The sequence below is a fragment of the Amycolatopsis sp. lyj-112 genome (assembly GCF_046549055.1).
In the GTDB taxonomy this organism is placed as follows: domain Bacteria; phylum Actinomycetota; class Actinomycetes; order Mycobacteriales; family Pseudonocardiaceae; genus Amycolatopsis.
On sequence record NZ_JAJPWS010000013.1, the window covers coordinates 1 to 15543 of the forward strand.

At 68.4% G+C, this 15543-nt stretch carries 18 protein-coding genes and 1 pseudogene; 3 read left to right on the forward strand and 16 right to left on the reverse strand.

Translation table 11 applies throughout. The features are described from left to right. The 13 genes and pseudogenes from ACLJRL_RS32315 to ACLJRL_RS32375 all read right to left on the reverse strand — a co-directional run. Positions 1 to 247: pseudogene (locus ACLJRL_RS32315) on the reverse strand (alkaline D-peptidase); the annotation flags it as partial. A 55-nt stretch (positions 248 to 302) separates the two neighbouring features. Then, positions 303 to 1712 carry a replicative DNA helicase gene (gene dnaB, locus ACLJRL_RS32320; RefSeq protein WP_410660312.1) on the reverse strand — a complete coding sequence of 470 codons (1410 nt, stop codon included), beginning with the start codon at positions 1710 to 1712 and terminating at the stop codon, positions 303 to 305. Between the two features lie 475 nt (positions 1713 to 2187). Beyond that, positions 2188 to 2988, reverse strand: a complete 801-nt coding sequence (locus ACLJRL_RS32325) for an ESX secretion-associated protein EspG (RefSeq protein WP_410660131.1) — start codon at positions 2986 to 2988, stop codon at positions 2188 to 2190. 97 nt (positions 2989 to 3085) lie between these two features. Beyond that, complete coding sequence (locus tag ACLJRL_RS32330; RefSeq protein WP_410660132.1) at positions 3086 to 4453, reverse strand: hypothetical protein; 1368 nt, start codon at positions 4451 to 4453, stop codon at positions 3086 to 3088. A gap of 2 nt (positions 4454 to 4455) precedes the next feature. Continuing rightward, the gene (locus ACLJRL_RS32335) at positions 4456 to 5040 is read right to left on the reverse strand and encodes a DUF3558 domain-containing protein (RefSeq protein WP_410660133.1); all 585 of its coding nucleotides are present in this window, start codon (positions 5038 to 5040) and stop codon (positions 4456 to 4458) included. Beyond that, on the reverse strand, positions 5040 to 5450 hold the full coding sequence (locus ACLJRL_RS32340) for a hypothetical protein (protein ID WP_410660134.1): 411 nt from the start codon (positions 5448 to 5450) through the stop codon (positions 5040 to 5042). Before ACLJRL_RS32340 ends, ACLJRL_RS32335 begins: the two co-directional genes overlap by 1 nt. 161 nt (positions 5451 to 5611) lie before the next feature. Beyond that, positions 5612 to 6067, reverse strand: coding sequence for a 50S ribosomal protein L9 (rplI, locus tag ACLJRL_RS32345; protein ID WP_410660135.1), 456 nt, complete (start codon positions 6065 to 6067; stop codon positions 5612 to 5614). Positions 6068 to 6079: 12 nt separating this feature from the next. Next, positions 6080 to 6328 (reverse strand): 30S ribosomal protein S18, encoded by a 249-nt coding sequence (gene rpsR, locus ACLJRL_RS32350; protein WP_009085242.1) that lies wholly within the window; start codon positions 6326 to 6328, stop codon positions 6080 to 6082. Positions 6329 to 6404: 76 nt separating this feature from the next. Next, on the reverse strand, positions 6405 to 6923 hold the full coding sequence (locus ACLJRL_RS32355) for a single-stranded DNA-binding protein (protein ID WP_410660136.1): 519 nt from the start codon (positions 6921 to 6923) through the stop codon (positions 6405 to 6407). Between the two features lie 17 nt (positions 6924 to 6940). Next, positions 6941 to 7261 (reverse strand): 30S ribosomal protein S6, encoded by a 321-nt coding sequence (rpsF, locus tag ACLJRL_RS32360; protein ID WP_174720483.1) that lies wholly within the window; start codon positions 7259 to 7261, stop codon positions 6941 to 6943. A 100-nt stretch (positions 7262 to 7361) separates the two neighbouring features. After that, positions 7362 to 8234 carry a hypothetical protein gene (locus tag ACLJRL_RS32365; protein ID WP_410660137.1) on the reverse strand — a complete coding sequence of 291 codons (873 nt, stop codon included), beginning with the start codon at positions 8232 to 8234 and terminating at the stop codon, positions 7362 to 7364. Between the two features lie 117 nt (positions 8235 to 8351). After that, positions 8352 to 9236 (reverse strand): hypothetical protein, encoded by an 885-nt coding sequence (locus ACLJRL_RS32370; protein WP_410660138.1) that lies wholly within the window; start codon positions 9234 to 9236, stop codon positions 8352 to 8354. Between the two features lie 122 nt (positions 9237 to 9358). Then, complete coding sequence (locus ACLJRL_RS32375; protein WP_410660139.1) at positions 9359 to 10165, reverse strand: hypothetical protein; 807 nt, start codon at positions 10163 to 10165, stop codon at positions 9359 to 9361. A 119-nt stretch (positions 10166 to 10284) separates the two neighbouring features. Between ACLJRL_RS32375 and ACLJRL_RS32380 the strand changes: the two genes are divergently transcribed. The 3 genes from ACLJRL_RS32380 (at position 10285) to ACLJRL_RS32390 (ending at position 12117) form a co-directional block, all read left to right on the forward strand. After that, a complete protein-coding gene (locus tag ACLJRL_RS32380; protein WP_410660140.1) occupies positions 10285 to 11064 on the forward strand; it encodes a deoxyribonuclease IV in 780 nt (259 codons plus the stop codon). Between the two features lie 154 nt (positions 11065 to 11218). Then, positions 11219 to 11734: a hypothetical protein gene (locus ACLJRL_RS32385; protein WP_410660141.1), complete on the forward strand. Its 516-nt coding sequence runs from the start codon at positions 11219 to 11221 to the stop codon at positions 11732 to 11734. A gap of 44 nt (positions 11735 to 11778) precedes the next feature. Further along, on the forward strand, positions 11779 to 12117 hold the full coding sequence (locus ACLJRL_RS32390; protein WP_410660142.1) for a hypothetical protein: 339 nt from the start codon (positions 11779 to 11781) through the stop codon (positions 12115 to 12117). Here the strand turns inward: ACLJRL_RS32390 and ACLJRL_RS32395 are convergent. The 3 genes from ACLJRL_RS32395 to ACLJRL_RS32405 all read right to left on the reverse strand — a co-directional run bounded on the left by ACLJRL_RS32395 (position 12074) and on the right by ACLJRL_RS32405 (position 15507). Further along, the gene (locus tag ACLJRL_RS32395; protein WP_410660143.1) at positions 12074 to 13627 is read right to left on the reverse strand and encodes a glycosyltransferase family 87 protein; all 1554 of its coding nucleotides are present in this window, start codon (positions 13625 to 13627) and stop codon (positions 12074 to 12076) included. The two genes, ACLJRL_RS32390 and ACLJRL_RS32395, sit on opposite strands and share 44 nt — an antisense overlap. Positions 13628 to 13763: 136 nt before the next feature. Continuing rightward, positions 13764 to 14084 carry a hypothetical protein gene (locus ACLJRL_RS32400; RefSeq protein WP_410660144.1) on the reverse strand — a complete coding sequence of 107 codons (321 nt, stop codon included), beginning with the start codon at positions 14082 to 14084 and terminating at the stop codon, positions 13764 to 13766. Between the two features lie 349 nt (positions 14085 to 14433). Beyond that, on the reverse strand, positions 14434 to 15507 hold the full coding sequence (locus ACLJRL_RS32405) for an ROK family transcriptional regulator (RefSeq protein ID WP_410660145.1): 1074 nt from the start codon (positions 15505 to 15507) through the stop codon (positions 14434 to 14436). Positions 15508 to 15543 lie beyond the last annotated feature (36 nt).

The following is a 15543-nucleotide window of genomic DNA, read 5'->3' on the forward strand; positions in this document are numbered from 1 at the left end:
TCGCGGTCCCGCCCAGTTCGCGAACCCCGGCACTGCCGGTCCACTCGCCCCGCTCGTCACGGACGCGCAGCTGCATCCCGGCGAACCCGGCGCCGACGAACTCCTCGACGGCCTGCCGCAGCTCCGGGCGATCCTGTCCGGCGGCGGACGCCGTCGGCACGGCGACACCGGCCAGCAGGGTGGCCGCCAGCGCGGTGACGCCCAGCCGGGCGATGGTCTTCTTGGTACCCCTCAGTGAAGTGCTCATGGCGACTACGTTCGCGTGCCGCGCTGACACGGGACGGCCACGGCACTGACACGACCTAGTCGTGCGTGAGGTCGACGAAACGGCTGTAGTGCAGCTGGTGCGCGACGGTGATCGTCGCGGTCGGCCCCGCACGGTGCTTGGCGATGATCAGGTCCGCTTCGCCCGCGCGAGGGTCGTCCCGCTCCCAGGCGTCGGGGCGGTTGACCAGGATGACGAGGTCGGCGTCCTGCTCCAGCGAACCGGACTCACGGAGGTCGGACAGCATCGGGCGTTTGTCGGTCCGCTGCTCGGGACCACGGTTCAGCTGGCTGATCGCGATCACCGGGACCTCGATCTCCTTGGCCAGCAGCTTCATCTGCCGCGAGAACTCCGAGACTTCCTGCTGCCGGGACTCGACGCGCTTGCCCGAGGACATCAGCTGCAGATAGTCGAGGACGACGAGCTTGAGGTCGTTGCGCTGCTTGAGCCGCCGGGCCTTCGCGCGGATCTCCATCATCGTCATGTTCGGCGAGTCGTCGACGAACAGCGGCGCCTCGGAGACCTCGCTCATCCGGCGCGCGAGCCGTGTCCAGTCGTCGTCGGACATCTTTCCACCGCGCATGTCGGCCAGGCGGATCCGAGCCTCGGCCGAGAGCATGCGCATGACGATCTCGGTCCGGCTCATTTCCAGCGAGAAGATCACGCTGGTCAGACCGTGTTTGATGGACGCCGAGCGGGCGAAATCCAGTCCCAGTGTCGATTTCCCTACCCCGGGACGTGCCGCGACGATGATCATCTGCCCGGGGTGCAGGCCGTTGGTCAGATCGTCGAAGTCGGCGAATCCGGTCGGGATGCCCTGCGACTGCCCACCGCGCGACGCGATCGCGTCGATCTCGTCCATGGTCGGCTGGAGCAGTTCTTCCAGCGCGACGTAGTCCTCGCTGGTGCGCCGCTCGGTGACGTCGTAGATCGCGGCCTGCGCGCGGTCGACGACCTCGTCGATGTTCGCGCCGTCGGCCGCGGCCGCGCCGTAGCCGTACTGCACGATCCGCGTGCCCGCCTCGACCAGGCGCCGCAGCACCGCCTTCTCGGAGACGATCTCCGCGTAGTACCCGGCGTTCGCCGCCGTCGGCACCGTCGCGATCAGGGTGTGCAGGTACGGGGCGCCGCCGACGCGGCCGAGTTCGCCGCGGCGTTCCAGTTCGGCGGAGACGGTGATCGGGTCGGCGGGCTCGCCGCGGCCGTAGAGGTCGAGGACGACGTCGTAGATCGCTTGGTGCGCGGGTTTGTAGAAGTCGTCGGGGCCGAGGGCTTCGATGACGTCGGCGACGGCGTCCTTCGACAGCAGCATGCCGCCGAGCACGGACTGCTCGGCCGCGATGTCCTGCGGAGGCTGGCGGTCGTATTCGCCGCCACGCGGACCGGGGTCACTGGGACCCGGGTCGGACTCCGCGTACATCGGATTGCGGTCGTCGGTCAACGCCACCGTTGCTGCCACCTCCTCAAGGCATCGAACACGCGTTCGATTATGCCAGAACTTCCCCGGTCAGTCCGCCTGTGTCCCCTTGGCCGCCCTCCCGCGGCCCACGATGCTCCCCTGGGCCGGAAGAACGCCACGGTGCGTACCCGCCCGGCGGGCACGGTAGGCCCCCCGAAAGGACCAGCGCAATTTCGCCTGGGGACCGCCCTGTGGACAACCTGGGGATGAATGAGGGCAACCTTTCACAGGTAGCCCAAACCCTGTGTACAACTTGTGGGCAACGTTGGGACGGTCTGACAAAACCGCTGGTCAGGGCCTGTGGAGACACTGTGGAGAACTTTATTCAAATCCGTGCGGCGTGTCGGGCGAAACTCGTCGTTCGGCGTGTCGCGGGCCGGGCCTCGGCCGTCCCCAGAGGCGGCCTGTGGATGAATGCTACGGAGGGTAGAGGTGTAACCCGCTGGGCTGAACGGTGCCGGATTCAGGATGCGAACAACCTGCCCTGTGCGCTCCGTAGTCGTTCTGCGAGAACGTGCTGGTCGGCGGGCGTGAAGGCGATCCTCGGTTCGCCACTCCCCGGTACCTCTTCGGTCAGCCAGCGTCCCTCGGTCGTATCGATGTAGTTAACCGGACGTTCGATCCGCTGCCGCGCGCCGCTCCGGCCGCGGGCGGCGACGTACAGGCTCCCGGTACCCAAACGGCGTAGCGCGAGGATGCGGCGAAGCTCGTCGGCCTCCTGGCCGCCCGCGCTCTGCCGTCCGCTGCGGAGCACCTCGAAGCCGTCTTCCTGCGCCGACGACGACGAAGAACGCGGCGCTTCGACCTGGCTCTTCGGCACGGCGATCGGGCGGCCGCGGCCGGGTGCGAGCTTCGGGATCTGGTCGAGGAACTCGGTGAGCAGTTCTTCCGGCCGGACCGTGGCGAGCGCGATGCCGTCGTGGTCGCTGTGGCGGGCGAGGACGAAACCCTCGCCGCCGACGCTGCCCGCGAGCAGCGAGTAGCTCAGCGCCTTGCCCTCGAAACCGCCGTCGACCCAGCCGTAGTACTCCAGATTCGGCCTGGCGATCGCTTCGATCGTCGCCTTGAATCCGGGATGCATCCCCCGGGGGCCGAAGAGTCCCTGGCCGGCGAGTTCCTCGTTGGTCCGCTCGTCCTCGGAACGCTGCGCTTCGTCGCTGTACCAGACCGGCGTTTCCGACAGCACCGTGTGCGGCTCGCCGCCACGGCGGCGGATCAGCGTGATGAGGGTGCCGGTCGTGATCGTGACCTGCTTGTCCAGCACCGGTGCTTCCCCCTAGTAGTCCTTGCTCGCGTTGTCCCTGAAACAGGACAAGCCGGGCCGCACCAATCTTGGCACGTGCCCGGCCGGCCCGTACGTGCTACTCGCCGATCACCGGCGGTGCGGTGAGTTCGTCGGTTCCGAAGATGTCGTTGGGGTCGTCGCCGACGAGGAACTTGGAGCTGCGCTCCTCGTCTTCGCCGCCCTTGCCCTTGGCGCCGCCGGCTCCCATGCCGCCCATGCCCATGCCGCCGCCCATACCGCCCATGCCGCGACCCGCTCCGGAACCGGAACCGCCCGCGCCACCGCCCGTACCGGCGCCGCCCATCGCACCCGCGTTGCCGGGCATGGCCGCGCCACTCCCGCCGCCGGGACCGAATCCGCCGCCACCGGGGCCGAAGCCGCCGTCCGGACCGAAGCCGCCCGCGCCCGGGATGTCGGTACCGCCGAAGCCGCCGCCACCGCCTCCGCCGCCACCCGGGCCGAAACCGCCGGCACCGGGGATCTTCGGCGGGGTGAACCCGGACGCGCTCGTGCCGTCGTTCCACGACGGCGGCTTGTAGTCGCTGCCGGGGATGTTCGGGTTGTACTGCCCACCGGGAAGGTTAGAGCCGGGCATGTTGGCCCCGGGCATGTTCGAGCCCGGCATGCCGGCACCCGGCAGGTTCGACCCGGGCATGTTGGCGCCAGGCATGTTCGAGCCCGGCATGTTCGAGCCCGGCATGTTCGATCCGGGGATACTCGGCATCCCGCCGGGCGGCATCGAACCGGGCGGCGTCGAGATACCCGGCATGCCGTTGTTCCCGTTGCGGTCGCCCTGGCCGCCGCCGTCCTTGTCTTTGTCCTTGCCGTTGCCGCCGCCACCGTTGACGTCGACGTTGCTCTTCTGCCCGTCCATCTTGTTGTAGGTGGGCATCTTCTTGCCGTTTTCACTGCTGGACTTGAAGTACTCGTTGAACGCGTCGACGTTCGCTTGACCCTTTTGGTTGTAGTCCCGGATCGAGCGGTCGGTGTCGGTCGTCCACGGGGTGACCGAGTTGAGCAGGTTGTTCTTCGGCGGGTCCTTCGGGACCTGCTGGACCTTCGCCTTCACCGTGGTGAACGCGGTGTTCTGCTCGCCGAGGTACTTGTCGGAGTCCACCAGCTTCTTGCCGGAGTCCTCCATCCACGTCCGCAGCGGGTGCGCGCCGGATTGCTGCGCGGCTTCGGCGCTCTTACCGGTCCAGGCGGCGTCCATCTCCTTCGACAGGTTGTCGATGGTGGTCAGCCTGTCCTGGTAACCGGCCTTCAGCCGGGTCGCCGCGGCCTGGCCCTCGGAGATCGACCCGGTGCCCGGACCGGTGACGATCTTCTCCCAGATGTTGTAGCAATCGATCTTCCGATCGCCACCCGACGCTTCGAAGTCCCCGGACTTCGTGGTCGCCATGTTGTAGGCCGAGTACCCGGCAATGATCGGCAGCAGGAACACGGTCAGCCCTCCTTCAACGTCTCGATCATCGCTTCCCCCACCTTGAGCGCGACGGGGCACGGTGCGCTCGCGCCCGCCCCGTTGTCGTACTGCACCAGGATGTAGACGACCCGCTGGTCGCTCACGCCGACGAACAGCCCGCATTTGCCGTTCGGGCGGCCGTCGATGGCCTCCGCGTAGACCGCCGGATAGCCGCTGACCTGGGTCTCTTCGAAGTAGGCATCGTCCGCCCGCTTGGCGTAGACGGCTTCGAGGCCGTCACTGGCGTCCGTCACCGAGCTGACTTCGACCTGGTTCAACCGGTCGTCCTGGGCGAACAGGCTGCACCCCGGGCCCCGGCTGGTGGTCCGCTTCTCGCCTTCGCCGTAGCCGAGTTCGGCCAGCTTGGCGGCCGAGAGCGCGGCGCAGGCGTCGCTGTCGATGGCCGTCGTGTTCAGGGGATTCGAGACCTTCGGCGCGGCGCCGGCGGAGCCGCTCGACTCGGCAGGGGCCGAGGAGGGCGCTGTCGACGCCGTACCGCTCTTGGTCCCCGAGCAGCCCGCCACCAAGGCGGCTGCGGCGAGGAGAAGGACAACCGAACGGCGCATCAGATGGCCTTGTGCTTGTTGAGGGAAGACTGCGTCTCGGCCTCGTTCGTGGCGATCTTCTGCTTGGCGGCCGTCAGCTGGTCGATGTAGTTCTTGACGTAGTCCTGCATCTTCTGGTTCTGCTCCAGGAACGCCTTGCCCGACGGGTTCGCCAGCTTCTCCCAGTCGCCGCTCGCGAACTCCTTGCCGGGCGCCTTGACGGTCGCCATCAGGGTCGCGTCGTTGTAGTCCTTCTTGAGCTCGGCCTGCAGGTCCGTCCACTTCTTGATGATGCCGTCGATCTTGTCCTTGTCGAAGGAGAACCCGCCGCCACCTCCGCCCGAAGTGCCCGCCGGCTTGTCCGGATTGGCCGGCGCGGACACCGTGACCTTCTCCTGCCGGTTCCGCTCGGCGTTGCTGTCGTAAGCCATGCTCCAGATCCCCTTTTGAGTCCCCGTGCCTCAACGTCGAGTCTCATAATGCCCTGATCCCCAGTCAAGTATCGGACGCAGCCCGGCCGGGTGGGGTTCCGCGCAAAGCAAAGGGCGGGACACCTCCAGCCGGAGATGTCCCGCCCTCGCGGAAAGCGGTGTTACTTGGCCTTGACCTCGAGCCGCACGTCGACGCGGACGTCGGGGTGCAGGCGGGCGCCGACCGAGTGCTTGCCCACGGTCTTGATGTGGTCCTTCAGGTCGATGACGCGCTTGTCGAGAAGCGGGCCGCCGGCGGCCTTGATCGCGTCCACGATCTCGCCGGTGGTGATCGAACCGAAGAGCTTCTTCGAGCCCTCGGCCGCCTTGCCGGCCAGCTGGATGGCGCCGAGGCCCTCCAGCGTCGCCTTGATCTCCTTGGCGTGGTCGAGGTCGCGGATGCGACGGCTCTCCTGCGCCCGCTTGATCGTGCGCACGTTCTTCTCCGCACCCTTGGTGGCCACGATCGCGTAGCCGCGGGGGAGCAGGAAGTTGCGCGCGTAGCCGTCCTTGACCTCGACGATGTCGCCGGGTCCACCGAGGTTGGCGACGTCGGTGGTGAGAATGATCTTCGCCATTGACGTGCCTCCTTAGCGTGCGGTCGAGGTGTAGGGCAGCAGCGCCATTTCGCGGGAGTTCTTGACCGCGATGGCGATGTCACGCTGGTGCTGGCTGCAGTTGCCGGTCACCCGGCGGGCACGGATCTTCCCGCGGTCGGAGATGTACTTCCGCAGCAGGTTGGTGTCCTTGTAGTCGATGGTCTCCGGGCGGCCCTTTTTCTCGGCCTTGCAGAACACGCAGACCTTCTTCTTGGGCTTGCGGATGGGTGGCTTGGCCACGGTATTACTCCTGAATTCCTACGTAGTGGTTGTGTCGAGGCGTCTCGCGGGCCGGAGCCCGCGGTGGAGCGCCTGGCTAGAAGGGCGGCTCGTCGGAGAAGCCACCGCCACCGCCGCCGGTGTTGCCACCGGCGGGAGGAGCGGAACCCCACGGGTCGTCGGCGGGCGGGCCGCTCTGGCCACCGCCGCCGCCGCCACCGAAGCCGCCGCCTCCACCGCCACCGGTGCCACGGCTGACCTTGTTCACCTTGGCGGTGGCGTAACGCAGCGAGGGGCCGATTTCCTCGACCTCGAGCTCGACGACGGTGCGCTTCTCGCCTTCCTTGGTCTCGAAAGACCGCTGCTTCAGGCGCCCCTGCACGACGACTCGCGCGCCACGGGTCAGCGACTCGGCCACGTTCTCCGCGGCCTGGCGCCAGATGTTGCAGCGCAGGAACAGCGCTTCGCCGTCCTTCCACTCACCGGACTGCTTGTCCAGCGTGCGCGGGGTGGACGCGACCGTGAAGTTCGCGACCGCCGCACCGGAAGGGGTGAAGCGAAGCTCCGGGTCGGACGTCAGGTTGCCGATCACCGTGATGACGGTGTCTCCAGCCATCGGGAAAGTCCTTCGGCTCAGGCCTTGGCGGCGACGGCAGCGGCGCGCTTGATCTCGCGGCGCATGACCTTGGTGCGAAGCACGGTCTCCTGCAGCGAGAGCTGACGGTCCAGCTCCTTCACCGCTTCGAAGCTGGAGTTCAGGTCGAGGAGCGCGTAGATGCCCTCGGCGTGCTTCTTGATCTCGTAAGAGAGCCGGCGACGGCCCCAGACGTCGACCTTCTCGACGCTTCCGCCCGAAGTGCGGATCACGTTGAGAAAGGTGTCAAGCGTGGGGGCGACCGTGCGCTCGTCGAGCGTAGGGTCAAGGATGACCATTACCTCGTAATGGCGTGACACAACCACTCACCTCCTATGGGCTCGCGGTCACGGACAATCCGTGACAGGAGGGTTTGTCCAGGTAAGCGTACCTGGCGGCCTGTGCGGCCCTTGCCTCAGGTCAGGAGACGCGGCGCAGCACCCAGGTGCGGACCAGCGCGGCGGTCACGCCGGCGAGCACGAGCACGGCGAGCAGCATCGGCAGTTCGACGTCTCCACCGGGCATCCCGTCGGTCGCGAGCGACTCGGCGTTGCCGGCGTTGCGGACGTCGGGGCCCTGGCCTTCGGCACCGGGGATGCCGTACTGCGGGCCGCCCTCGCCGGGCAGCGGGCTGTTGGCCGGGTAACGCACGCCCGGCGCCACCGCGACACCCGGCTGCGCGACCGGCAGGTTGCCGTACTCGCGCGGCGGCGCGTAGCCGGTGCCGCCGGGGAGCAGGTTCGGGGACGACGGGAGGGCGTTGGTGCCGCCGCCGGTGCCGCCCTGCTGCGGGCCGGTGGTACCCGGGGAAGGCAGCGCGGGCGCGACGTAGTTCGTGGCGACGGTGGTCAGCCCGCAGCTGCCGGCGACCTTGTGCGCGATGGTGTCGAGGGTCTTCTCGGGGTTGAGCCCCAGTCCCCAGGACTTGGTCTCCTTGACCGCCTGGCGCACGGCCGCGCCGATGGCCTTGCCTTCGACCGGGCCGTTCGCGGCGTTCGGCACGAGGCCGACGGAGATGGTGTTGACCTTCGCGATGTCGTTCGCGGCGACGTCCCAGAGCGCCAGCGTGCCCGCTTCGCGCGCACCCGCCCGCACCAGTTCCTTGACCGAGGTGCCGGTGATCGCGACGGTGTCGCCTATTCCGCCGTTGACCGTTCCGCTGCACGCGTTCGCCAGCGTGGTCGCCGCCGAAGCGGTGCCGCCGGTCAGGAACGCGCCACCGGTGACCATGCCCGCGAGGGCGGTGACGGTGAGCGCCTTGCGGGTGGTCTGCCAAAAGGTGGTCTTCCGCACGAGCGCGATCCTCCGGGTCGGTGGGGCAGGTGGCAGTGCATCAGGCTTTCGCCGGGGAGAAAAGCACCACCAACGGGGATAACGAGGGAGTGACCAGAAAGATACTAGGCGGTAGGGCTAACTTGTAGCGGCCATTCGGCGGAGTACCCAGGTGCGAACCAGGCCCGCGCTGACTCCGGAGAGTGCCAAAACGGCTATCAGCAACGGAATCTGCCCGTCCTGAGTGAATCCGCCGCTCACGGTGGGTAGCGCCTCGGCTTGTCCCGCATTCTGGACGTCGGGGTTTCCGGCACCGTTTTCGTTCTCGGCCGAAACGCCGAACTGCGGCGCGTAACCCGGGATCTGACCGCCGTAGCGCAATCCGGGCGACGGGCTGAAGAGACCGGCCATCGCCATCGGGATGGAGCTGTAGTCGCGCATCGGGGCGTACCCCGTGCTGACGCCGAACGGCAGGCCGCCGAAGTTCGGGGTGAACGAACCGGGCAGCAGCGGGCTGTTCGCCGCCGGGATTCCGGGGCCGCCCGCCGGGTTGCCGCCCTGCGCCGGAGCGCCGGGGCCGCCCTGCTGCGGGTCGCCGCCCGGTGCCGGTTTCCCGGGAGCGGGCTGGGCGCCGGGTGCTTTTTCGCCGCCGGTCAACGCCTTGGTGGTACCCGTGACGGCGCCGTTCAGCGCGTCCGCGGCGGGCTCGCCGATCACCGGGACCGGGGCGATCACGGCGTTCACCACGGTCACCGTCACCTTGCAGACCGTGCCGAGCAGCGCGTTGATCGTGCCGGTGAGGATTCCGGAGACCGGGCCGGCGTGGCCGAGGTCGAGCGGGATGCCGAGCAACGGCGTCTTCCCGAAGATCTTGTCGCCGGTCTTCGCGGTCACCGAACCGCCGCAAGCGGCGGTCTTGGTTTCGGCGGCCGCCGCCGTGCCAGGCATGGCGAGGGCGGCCGAGCCCGCGAGAATGAAGGCCGATGCACCCAGGGCGGTAGCCCTCCGTGTCCGCTCGCGCATGCCTTCGACTCCTCCGTCGTCGGGGTTCCTACCCGGATAACGACGCTAACGGAGACGAGTAACGCCCGCTCACTCGAAGAGGTCAGGCATTCGAGTGGAAGCGGGCGTTACCGAAAGTGAGATCAGGCGGGCTTGCCGCGCAGCCAGGCGCGGACCAGGGCCGCGGCGACGACGGCCAGTGCCAGCACCGCGAGCAGCAGCGGCAGCTTGGCCGGGGCGATCGGCGCCTGCACGGCCTGCGCGTTGCCGGTGTCCTTCTCGTCGACGGTGGGAGGCACCTCGCCGGGGATGATCTCGGTGATCACCGGCGCCTGGACGAAGTTGCCCGGGAGCAGCGCGGCGTTGCTGATCACGCCGGCGATCGAGTCGCCACCGATACCGGTGGACGAACCCGGGTCGGTGATGACCGGGAGTTCGGTGCCCGGTCCGCCAGGCTGGCCCGGCTTCGGGGGCTCGGGCTGCGGCGGGTTCGGGTTCGGGTTCGGCGGGTTGGGGCCCGGGCCCGGCGGGATCTCGGGGACGCCCGGAACCTCTTCGACCACGCCTTGGGTCAGGTCGCCGACCGCGTTCACGGTTCCCTGGGCCACCGGGCAGACGCCCTGCGCGGCGAGGTCGCCGACCGCGTTGTCGGTGAGGCCGGTCGTCCTGACCAGGTCACCGACCGGCAGCGACAGCAGCGGCTTGCGGCCCTCGGCGGTCTTGGCCTTCGAGTCGAGGCCGACGGTCAACGCTTCGGGCGAGTTGAGCGGAGCGCCCGCGTCGAGAACGAGCCCGTTGGCGGACTTCCCGTTCTGCAGCGTGGCGGCGCAATCGCCGGAAAGGGTCGGATTCGGTTCTTCGGCGGCCATCGCGCTCATCGGAAACGCGAGCCCGGCCGAGACCGACAATGCGAATCCCCATGCCGTGATCCGCCCGGCAGTCTTCCCCATCGAGTTCGTCCTCCGCCCCTCAGACCCAACGCGGTTTTAACGGAACGCGCTCACGCTACCTCACGAGCGTGACCGCCTGGGGCGCGCAGGGGAGAAACCCTCGGGAGTACTTTGCTTGCATGAAAATTGGCGCCCATGTCCGCGACGACGACCCCCTATCCGCGGTCGCCGAACGCGACGCCGAGGTTCTCCAGTTCTTTCTTTCCGACCCGCAGGGCTGGAAAGCCCCGAAACCCCATCCGCACGGCGAGGCGATCAAAGAGTCGCCGGTCGAGGTGTTCATCCATTCGCCGTACCTGATCAACGTCGCCTCGATGAACAACCGCATCCGCATCCCCTCGCGGAAGAACGTCACGCAGCACGCGAACGGCGCGGCCGCGATCGGCGCGAAGGGGCTCGTCGTGCACGGCGGTCACGTCGGCGCCGGGGAAGACGTCGAGGAGGGTTTGGTCAACTGGCGCAAGCTCTTCGAACGCGAGGCGGAGAAGGGCGGGTTCGCCGTCCCGATCCTGATCGAGAACACCGCGGGTGGCGACAGCGCGATCACCCGCGACCTCGACGTCATCGCCCGGCTCTGGGACAAGGTCGGCGAATTCGGCGCGGGGTTCTGCTTCGACACCTGCCACGCGTACGCGGCGGGCTGGGACCTGACCGAGGCGGTCAAGCGGGTCAAGGCCATCACCGGCCGGATCGACCTGGTCCACCTCAACAACTCGCGCGACGAATTCGGCTCGACCCGTGACCGGCACGCCAACATCGTCGGCGGCGACGGCACGATCGACCCCGAGGTGCTGGCGGCCGTCGCGATCGAGGCCGGTGCGCCCGTGGTCGTCGAGACACCGGCAGACGGCCAGGCCGCGGACATCGCCTACCTCCGAGACCGAGTCGCCTCCGCCTGACGGTCGTGAGTGATTCGGGTCGTTAGAACGACCCGAATCACTCACGACCCCTCTGGAGCGGGAGATCGCTCCCTCTTCAGCGGGAGGGCCACGCGGGCGAATCCCGGAAGGCTCGGCCTCGACCGGGACGTTCCTGGTCTCTGGAGGGAAAGCCATGAACATCAAGACCAAGATCGCCGCCGTCGCCGTGCTGGCCGTCGCCGCCGGCGCGCTGGGTGCGACGCAGGCGAGCGCGGCTCCGGACCGGCCGTCCGGTTCCGTCGTCGTGGGGTCGGCGGGCGGACCGCTGACGTTCCCCGGCTACGACAACGACCCGGTCCGGTTCGACTTCGCCGCGTTCGGCGAGCCCGGCAAGTCGTCGGGGCGGTTCCACGTGAATCACGTGACCAAGGACGGGAAGCTCGTCGCCGATTTCGACGGCCGGGTCGACTGCGTCTCGCGGGCAGGCAGGCTCGCCATCCTGACCGGTGTGATCGAACGCGCCGAGATCCCCGGCCTGCCGGTGAACGTCATCGGGCGTCGAGTCGGCTTCTCGGTGCAGGACGAACCGCGCGGCCATGACCGGATCGGCTGGAGCTGGGCCTACGGCTCGTTCGAACAGGACGTCCTGCCGTGCACCGGCCCGGTGCCGTTCTTCCAGACCAGCGAAGGTGGCTACACCGTGCGTTGAATCGGCTTGACCCTCACGCCACGGGAGGGTCGAACCTGAAGCGCATGATCGAGCACCAGACCGTGTACCGGGCCGACGACGGGGAGCATGTCGGCTACGTGGTCCCCCTGCGGGACGCCCATTGGCAGGCACTGACCGTTTTCGGCTACCCGCTCGGCGGGCCGGCCGCCTTCGACGACTCCGTCGCGTTGCTGGAGGCCGAAGGACTGGCCGTCCTCGCCGACCGCTGGTCGGTCAAGCACGGCGACGAGTGGCTCGCCTGCCGCCTGGTCGAGACCTCACCCGAAGTGGTCGTCGTGCAGATCAACGACTTCGGAGCCGAAGATTTCGGCAGGCAGATCACACTGAAGAGTCCTGGACCTGAGGTGCTGAAGCGCGCTTGACCACGCGTGCGTCGGGGGCGCCGTCGAGGAATCCGCCCGCCGGGTCGTCGTCCCCGGCGAGGCGGACCAGGTCGGTGCGTGGCCGGTAGATCTCGCGGATCACCAGCACGCACAGGCCGATCACCGCGAGGTCGCGGACCACGACGGTGCCGAGGAACCAGTCCTCGGGCAGTCCTTTGTGGTCGACGCCGAGGTAGTACATCATCCGCGGCGCCCAGACCAGCGCGTCGATGACCATCCAGGCGAGCAGCAGCCGCCAGCGCGGGATCGCGAGCATTGCCAGCGGCACCAGCCACAGCGAGTACTGCGGGCTCCACACCTTGCTGGTCAGCAGGAACGCGGCGACCACGAGGAACGCCAGCTGGCCGAGCCGCGGCCGGTGCGGCGCCTTCAGCGCGATGTACCCGATACCGGCGCAGGCGGCCAGGAACAGCACCGCGACCACGACGTTGAGCACGGCCGGTGTCTCCCCCGCGGCCAGTTTCCCGTCGAAACCGGTCCAACCGGAGAGATGGGAGATGACGTTGTAGAGCGAGTCCGGGTCCATCGGGCGCACGGTGTTGAGCCGGAAGAACTCCCACCAGCCGGTCGGCGCGGCGAGCGCGAACGGGATGTTGACCACCGCGAACGTCGCCACCGCGAGCCCGGCGGCGAGCGCCCACTGTTTGAGCTTCCCCGCGCGCAGGCACAGGAAGAACAGCGGGATGAGCAGGAGCATCGGATACATCTTCGCCGCCGCGCCGAGGCCGAGCAGGAGCCCGGCGACCTCGGGCCGTCGCCGGGACCAGGCGAGCAGCGCGGTCGCGGTGAACGCGGTGGCGATGGCGTCGAAGTTGGTGAAGGTGTGCACCAGCACCAGCGGCGAGATCGCCACCAGCACGGCGTCCCACGGACGGCGTTTCAACGATCGGCCGGTCGCCCACACCGTGATCAGCCAGGCCAGCGCGAGCCAGAGCGCGGAGATGTTGAAGTAGACGGCCACCGGGAGCGCGCCCGGCAGCCAGCCCGATTCCGCGACCGAAAGCCAGGCTTCGGTGATCTTCGCGTTGATCCACTGGAACAGCCCGGTGGCGACCGGGTACTCCATGTACCGGGTGGTCTCCTTCGGCGTGCCGGCGTCTTCGGTCCACGAAGTCACGTACGGGAAGGTGTCCGAGTCGTTCAGCCGCTCGGAACTGTAGAGCGGGATGATGTCGGAGTAGCACATCGCGACGAACGGGCGACCCGCCCGCCAGTCGAGCTGGTTCATTCCCGATTCGTCGGTGAACTGCTGGATGCAGGACGACTTGCCGAACCACGAGAGCAGCAGCGCGAGGCAGGCCAGCAGCAGCCCGACGCGCTGCGGCGACCAGAACCAGTGCCGTCCCACGGCGGCGTGCTCGCCGAGCGGGCCGCCGATCGGGCGGGTGGCCGCGGCCACGAGTGGTTCGTTCCAGCTCGGGATGACCCGTTCACCCGGGGTGAGGGAGAGCGGGGCCTCGGGCTCCGGCGGGGTCGTCTGGTCGGACACGAGGGGATGTTAGCGGTACGCCGGTGACTACTAGGTGATTTCGTCACCGCTGTAGAAACGGGTCAGCATCCGATGACCTGTCGAGCAGTTGGACCAGGGCGGCGCTGAGGGGCGGCCCCTAGTCGAAAGCGGCGATCTACTGGTGTCCGCAGGCCCACTTCCATGTGGCGTCGCCATAGGACTTTGCTGAGGCGTCCGGGTCTTTGCCACGCGCGGGCATCGCCGTCCGGTCGACCATTTCGGGTGATAGAACCGTGCGTGCGAGCCCGCTGATCGCGAGTGCCGACCCGGCGGCGCAGAAGTTTTTCGCCGCCTCGAACATCTCGTCATATGTGTGAGGGGAGTTCGGCTCGAAGCCAGCAACCTTCATCGCGGCCGTCCATTCCGTCTTGGGATCAGGCGGGTCGGCGTCCGTGCTGCAGGCGGTCAGCAGACCGGAGGCTGCGGCGAGGGCCACTGCGATCCTTCGAATGTGCAACCAGATCCCCTTAGGCTTTGAGTGTTGATGCTAAGTCGTCGCGTGAGTGCTAACTGTTACGAATAGTCCGGTGACTCCTAGGTGATTTCGTCACCGCTGTGCAGAAGCCGGCGAGCCCTTCAGGTCCTACAGCCCATACCCGTCCGGTGGTAGACAGCGACGAACTCTTGTGTCGAGACAGACGACAAGCGTGACTGGATGGACGACACGCCCGAGGTCGCATTCCGGGGTGTGTCGTCCCGCTGAACACGGGTGTCGTCCGTCCAGTCACGCGTGCCGTCCGTCTGACAGCGGATAGCGAAACCAGTTAGCGGTATGCCGGTGACTACTAGGTGATTTCGCCACCGCTGTAGAAGCCGGCGAGGACTTCGGCCGCCGCCCCGAACGCGACCACGTCATCGCCCATTTCGTCGAGATCGACCTGGATCCGTTGCCAGTGCGGCAAAGGCAGCAGTTCGCGCAGCCGTGCGGTGACCGTGTCGCGGTAGATCTCCGGCGCCGCGCGGACCGAACGGCCGGTCAGCACGACGCGCTCGAGGTCGAGTACCTGGACGAGGTCGGCGAGCCCGATCGCGAGCAGGCCGGCCGCCTCCTCGGTGGTCGGCGCCGCGTTGTGCAGGACCTCGACGCAGCCGCGGCGCCCGCACGCGCAGCGCGGTCCGTCGTAGGAGAGCGTGGTGTGCCCGAATTCGCCCGCGTTGGTCCGCGGTCCGCGATACAGCTTGCCGTCGATCAGCAGGCCGACGCCGATTCCGGTGCCGACGAGGACGACGGCGGTCGCGGTCCGGTCGCCCTCCGGCCAGTGCTGCGCGAAGGCGGCGGTGTTGGTGTTCTTGTCGAGCCGCACGGGCAGTCCGGTGCGCTTCGCGAGCAGGTCGCGCAGGGGGACGTCGTGCCAGCCTGGCATGTTCGTGGCGTCCCGGACGAGCCCTTCGCGGTGGTCGAGCGGGCCGACCGCGCCGACGCCGAGACCGAGCACGCGTTCCCGGTCGACGCCGTCGAGCAGCGCTTCGGCTGCTTCGGCGATGAGGGAAACGGCCTGGTCAGGAGTGAACCCTGGGGACAACCGGCCGCCCTGTGCCGCGATGACGGTCCCGGTCAGGTCGGTTTTCAGTACGCGGAAGGAGTCCCGGTCGAGCTGGGCGCCGAGCGCGAAACGAGCGTTCGCACGGATGCGCAGGAGCGTGCGCGGCTTCCCGACCCCGGCCGCGGGCTGACGCTCCTCGTCCAGCAGTCCGGCGTCGAGCAGTTCGGGGACGATCTTCGACACGGCCTGCTGGGTGAGCCGGGTGCGCTCGGCGAGTTCGACGCGGCTGAGTCCGCCCGCGCGCAGGATATGCGCGAGCAGCAGCGCGCGGTTGTGCTGGCGCAGCCCGCGCAGATTGACCCCGGTCTCCGGCATAGCGCGCATCCTGCCACGACTGGCCAATTACGCAAC

Excerpts from the sequence above, each read along its gene's own strand:
- ACLJRL_RS32370 (WP_410660138.1), bottom strand. The coding sequence starts at position 9,236 with ATGCGCGAGCGGACACGGAGGGCTACCGCCCTGGGTGCATCGGCCTTC.
- ACLJRL_RS32385 (WP_410660141.1), top strand. The coding sequence starts at position 11,219 with ATGAACATCAAGACCAAGATCGCCGCCGTCGCCGTGCTGGCCGTCGCC.
- ACLJRL_RS32375 (WP_410660139.1), bottom strand. The coding sequence starts at position 10,165 with ATGGGGAAGACTGCCGGGCGGATCACGGCATGGGGATTCGCATTGTCG.
- ACLJRL_RS32390 (WP_410660142.1), top strand. The coding sequence starts at position 11,779 with ATGATCGAGCACCAGACCGTGTACCGGGCCGACGACGGGGAGCATGTC.
- ACLJRL_RS32355 (WP_410660136.1), bottom strand. The coding sequence starts at position 6,923 with ATGGCTGGAGACACCGTCATCACGGTGATCGGCAACCTGACGTCCGAC.
- ACLJRL_RS32380 (WP_410660140.1), top strand. The coding sequence starts at position 10,285 with ATGAAAATTGGCGCCCATGTCCGCGACGACGACCCCCTATCCGCGGTC.
- ACLJRL_RS32405 (WP_410660145.1), bottom strand. The coding sequence starts at position 15,507 with ATGCCGGAGACCGGGGTCAATCTGCGCGGGCTGCGCCAGCACAACCGC.
- ACLJRL_RS32340 (WP_410660134.1), bottom strand. The coding sequence starts at position 5,450 with ATGGCTTACGACAGCAACGCCGAGCGGAACCGGCAGGAGAAGGTCACG.
- ACLJRL_RS32335 (WP_410660133.1), bottom strand. The coding sequence starts at position 5,040 with ATGCGCCGTTCGGTTGTCCTTCTCCTCGCCGCAGCCGCCTTGGTGGCG.
- rplI (WP_410660135.1), bottom strand. The coding sequence starts at position 6,067 with ATGGCGAAGATCATTCTCACCACCGACGTCGCCAACCTCGGTGGACCC.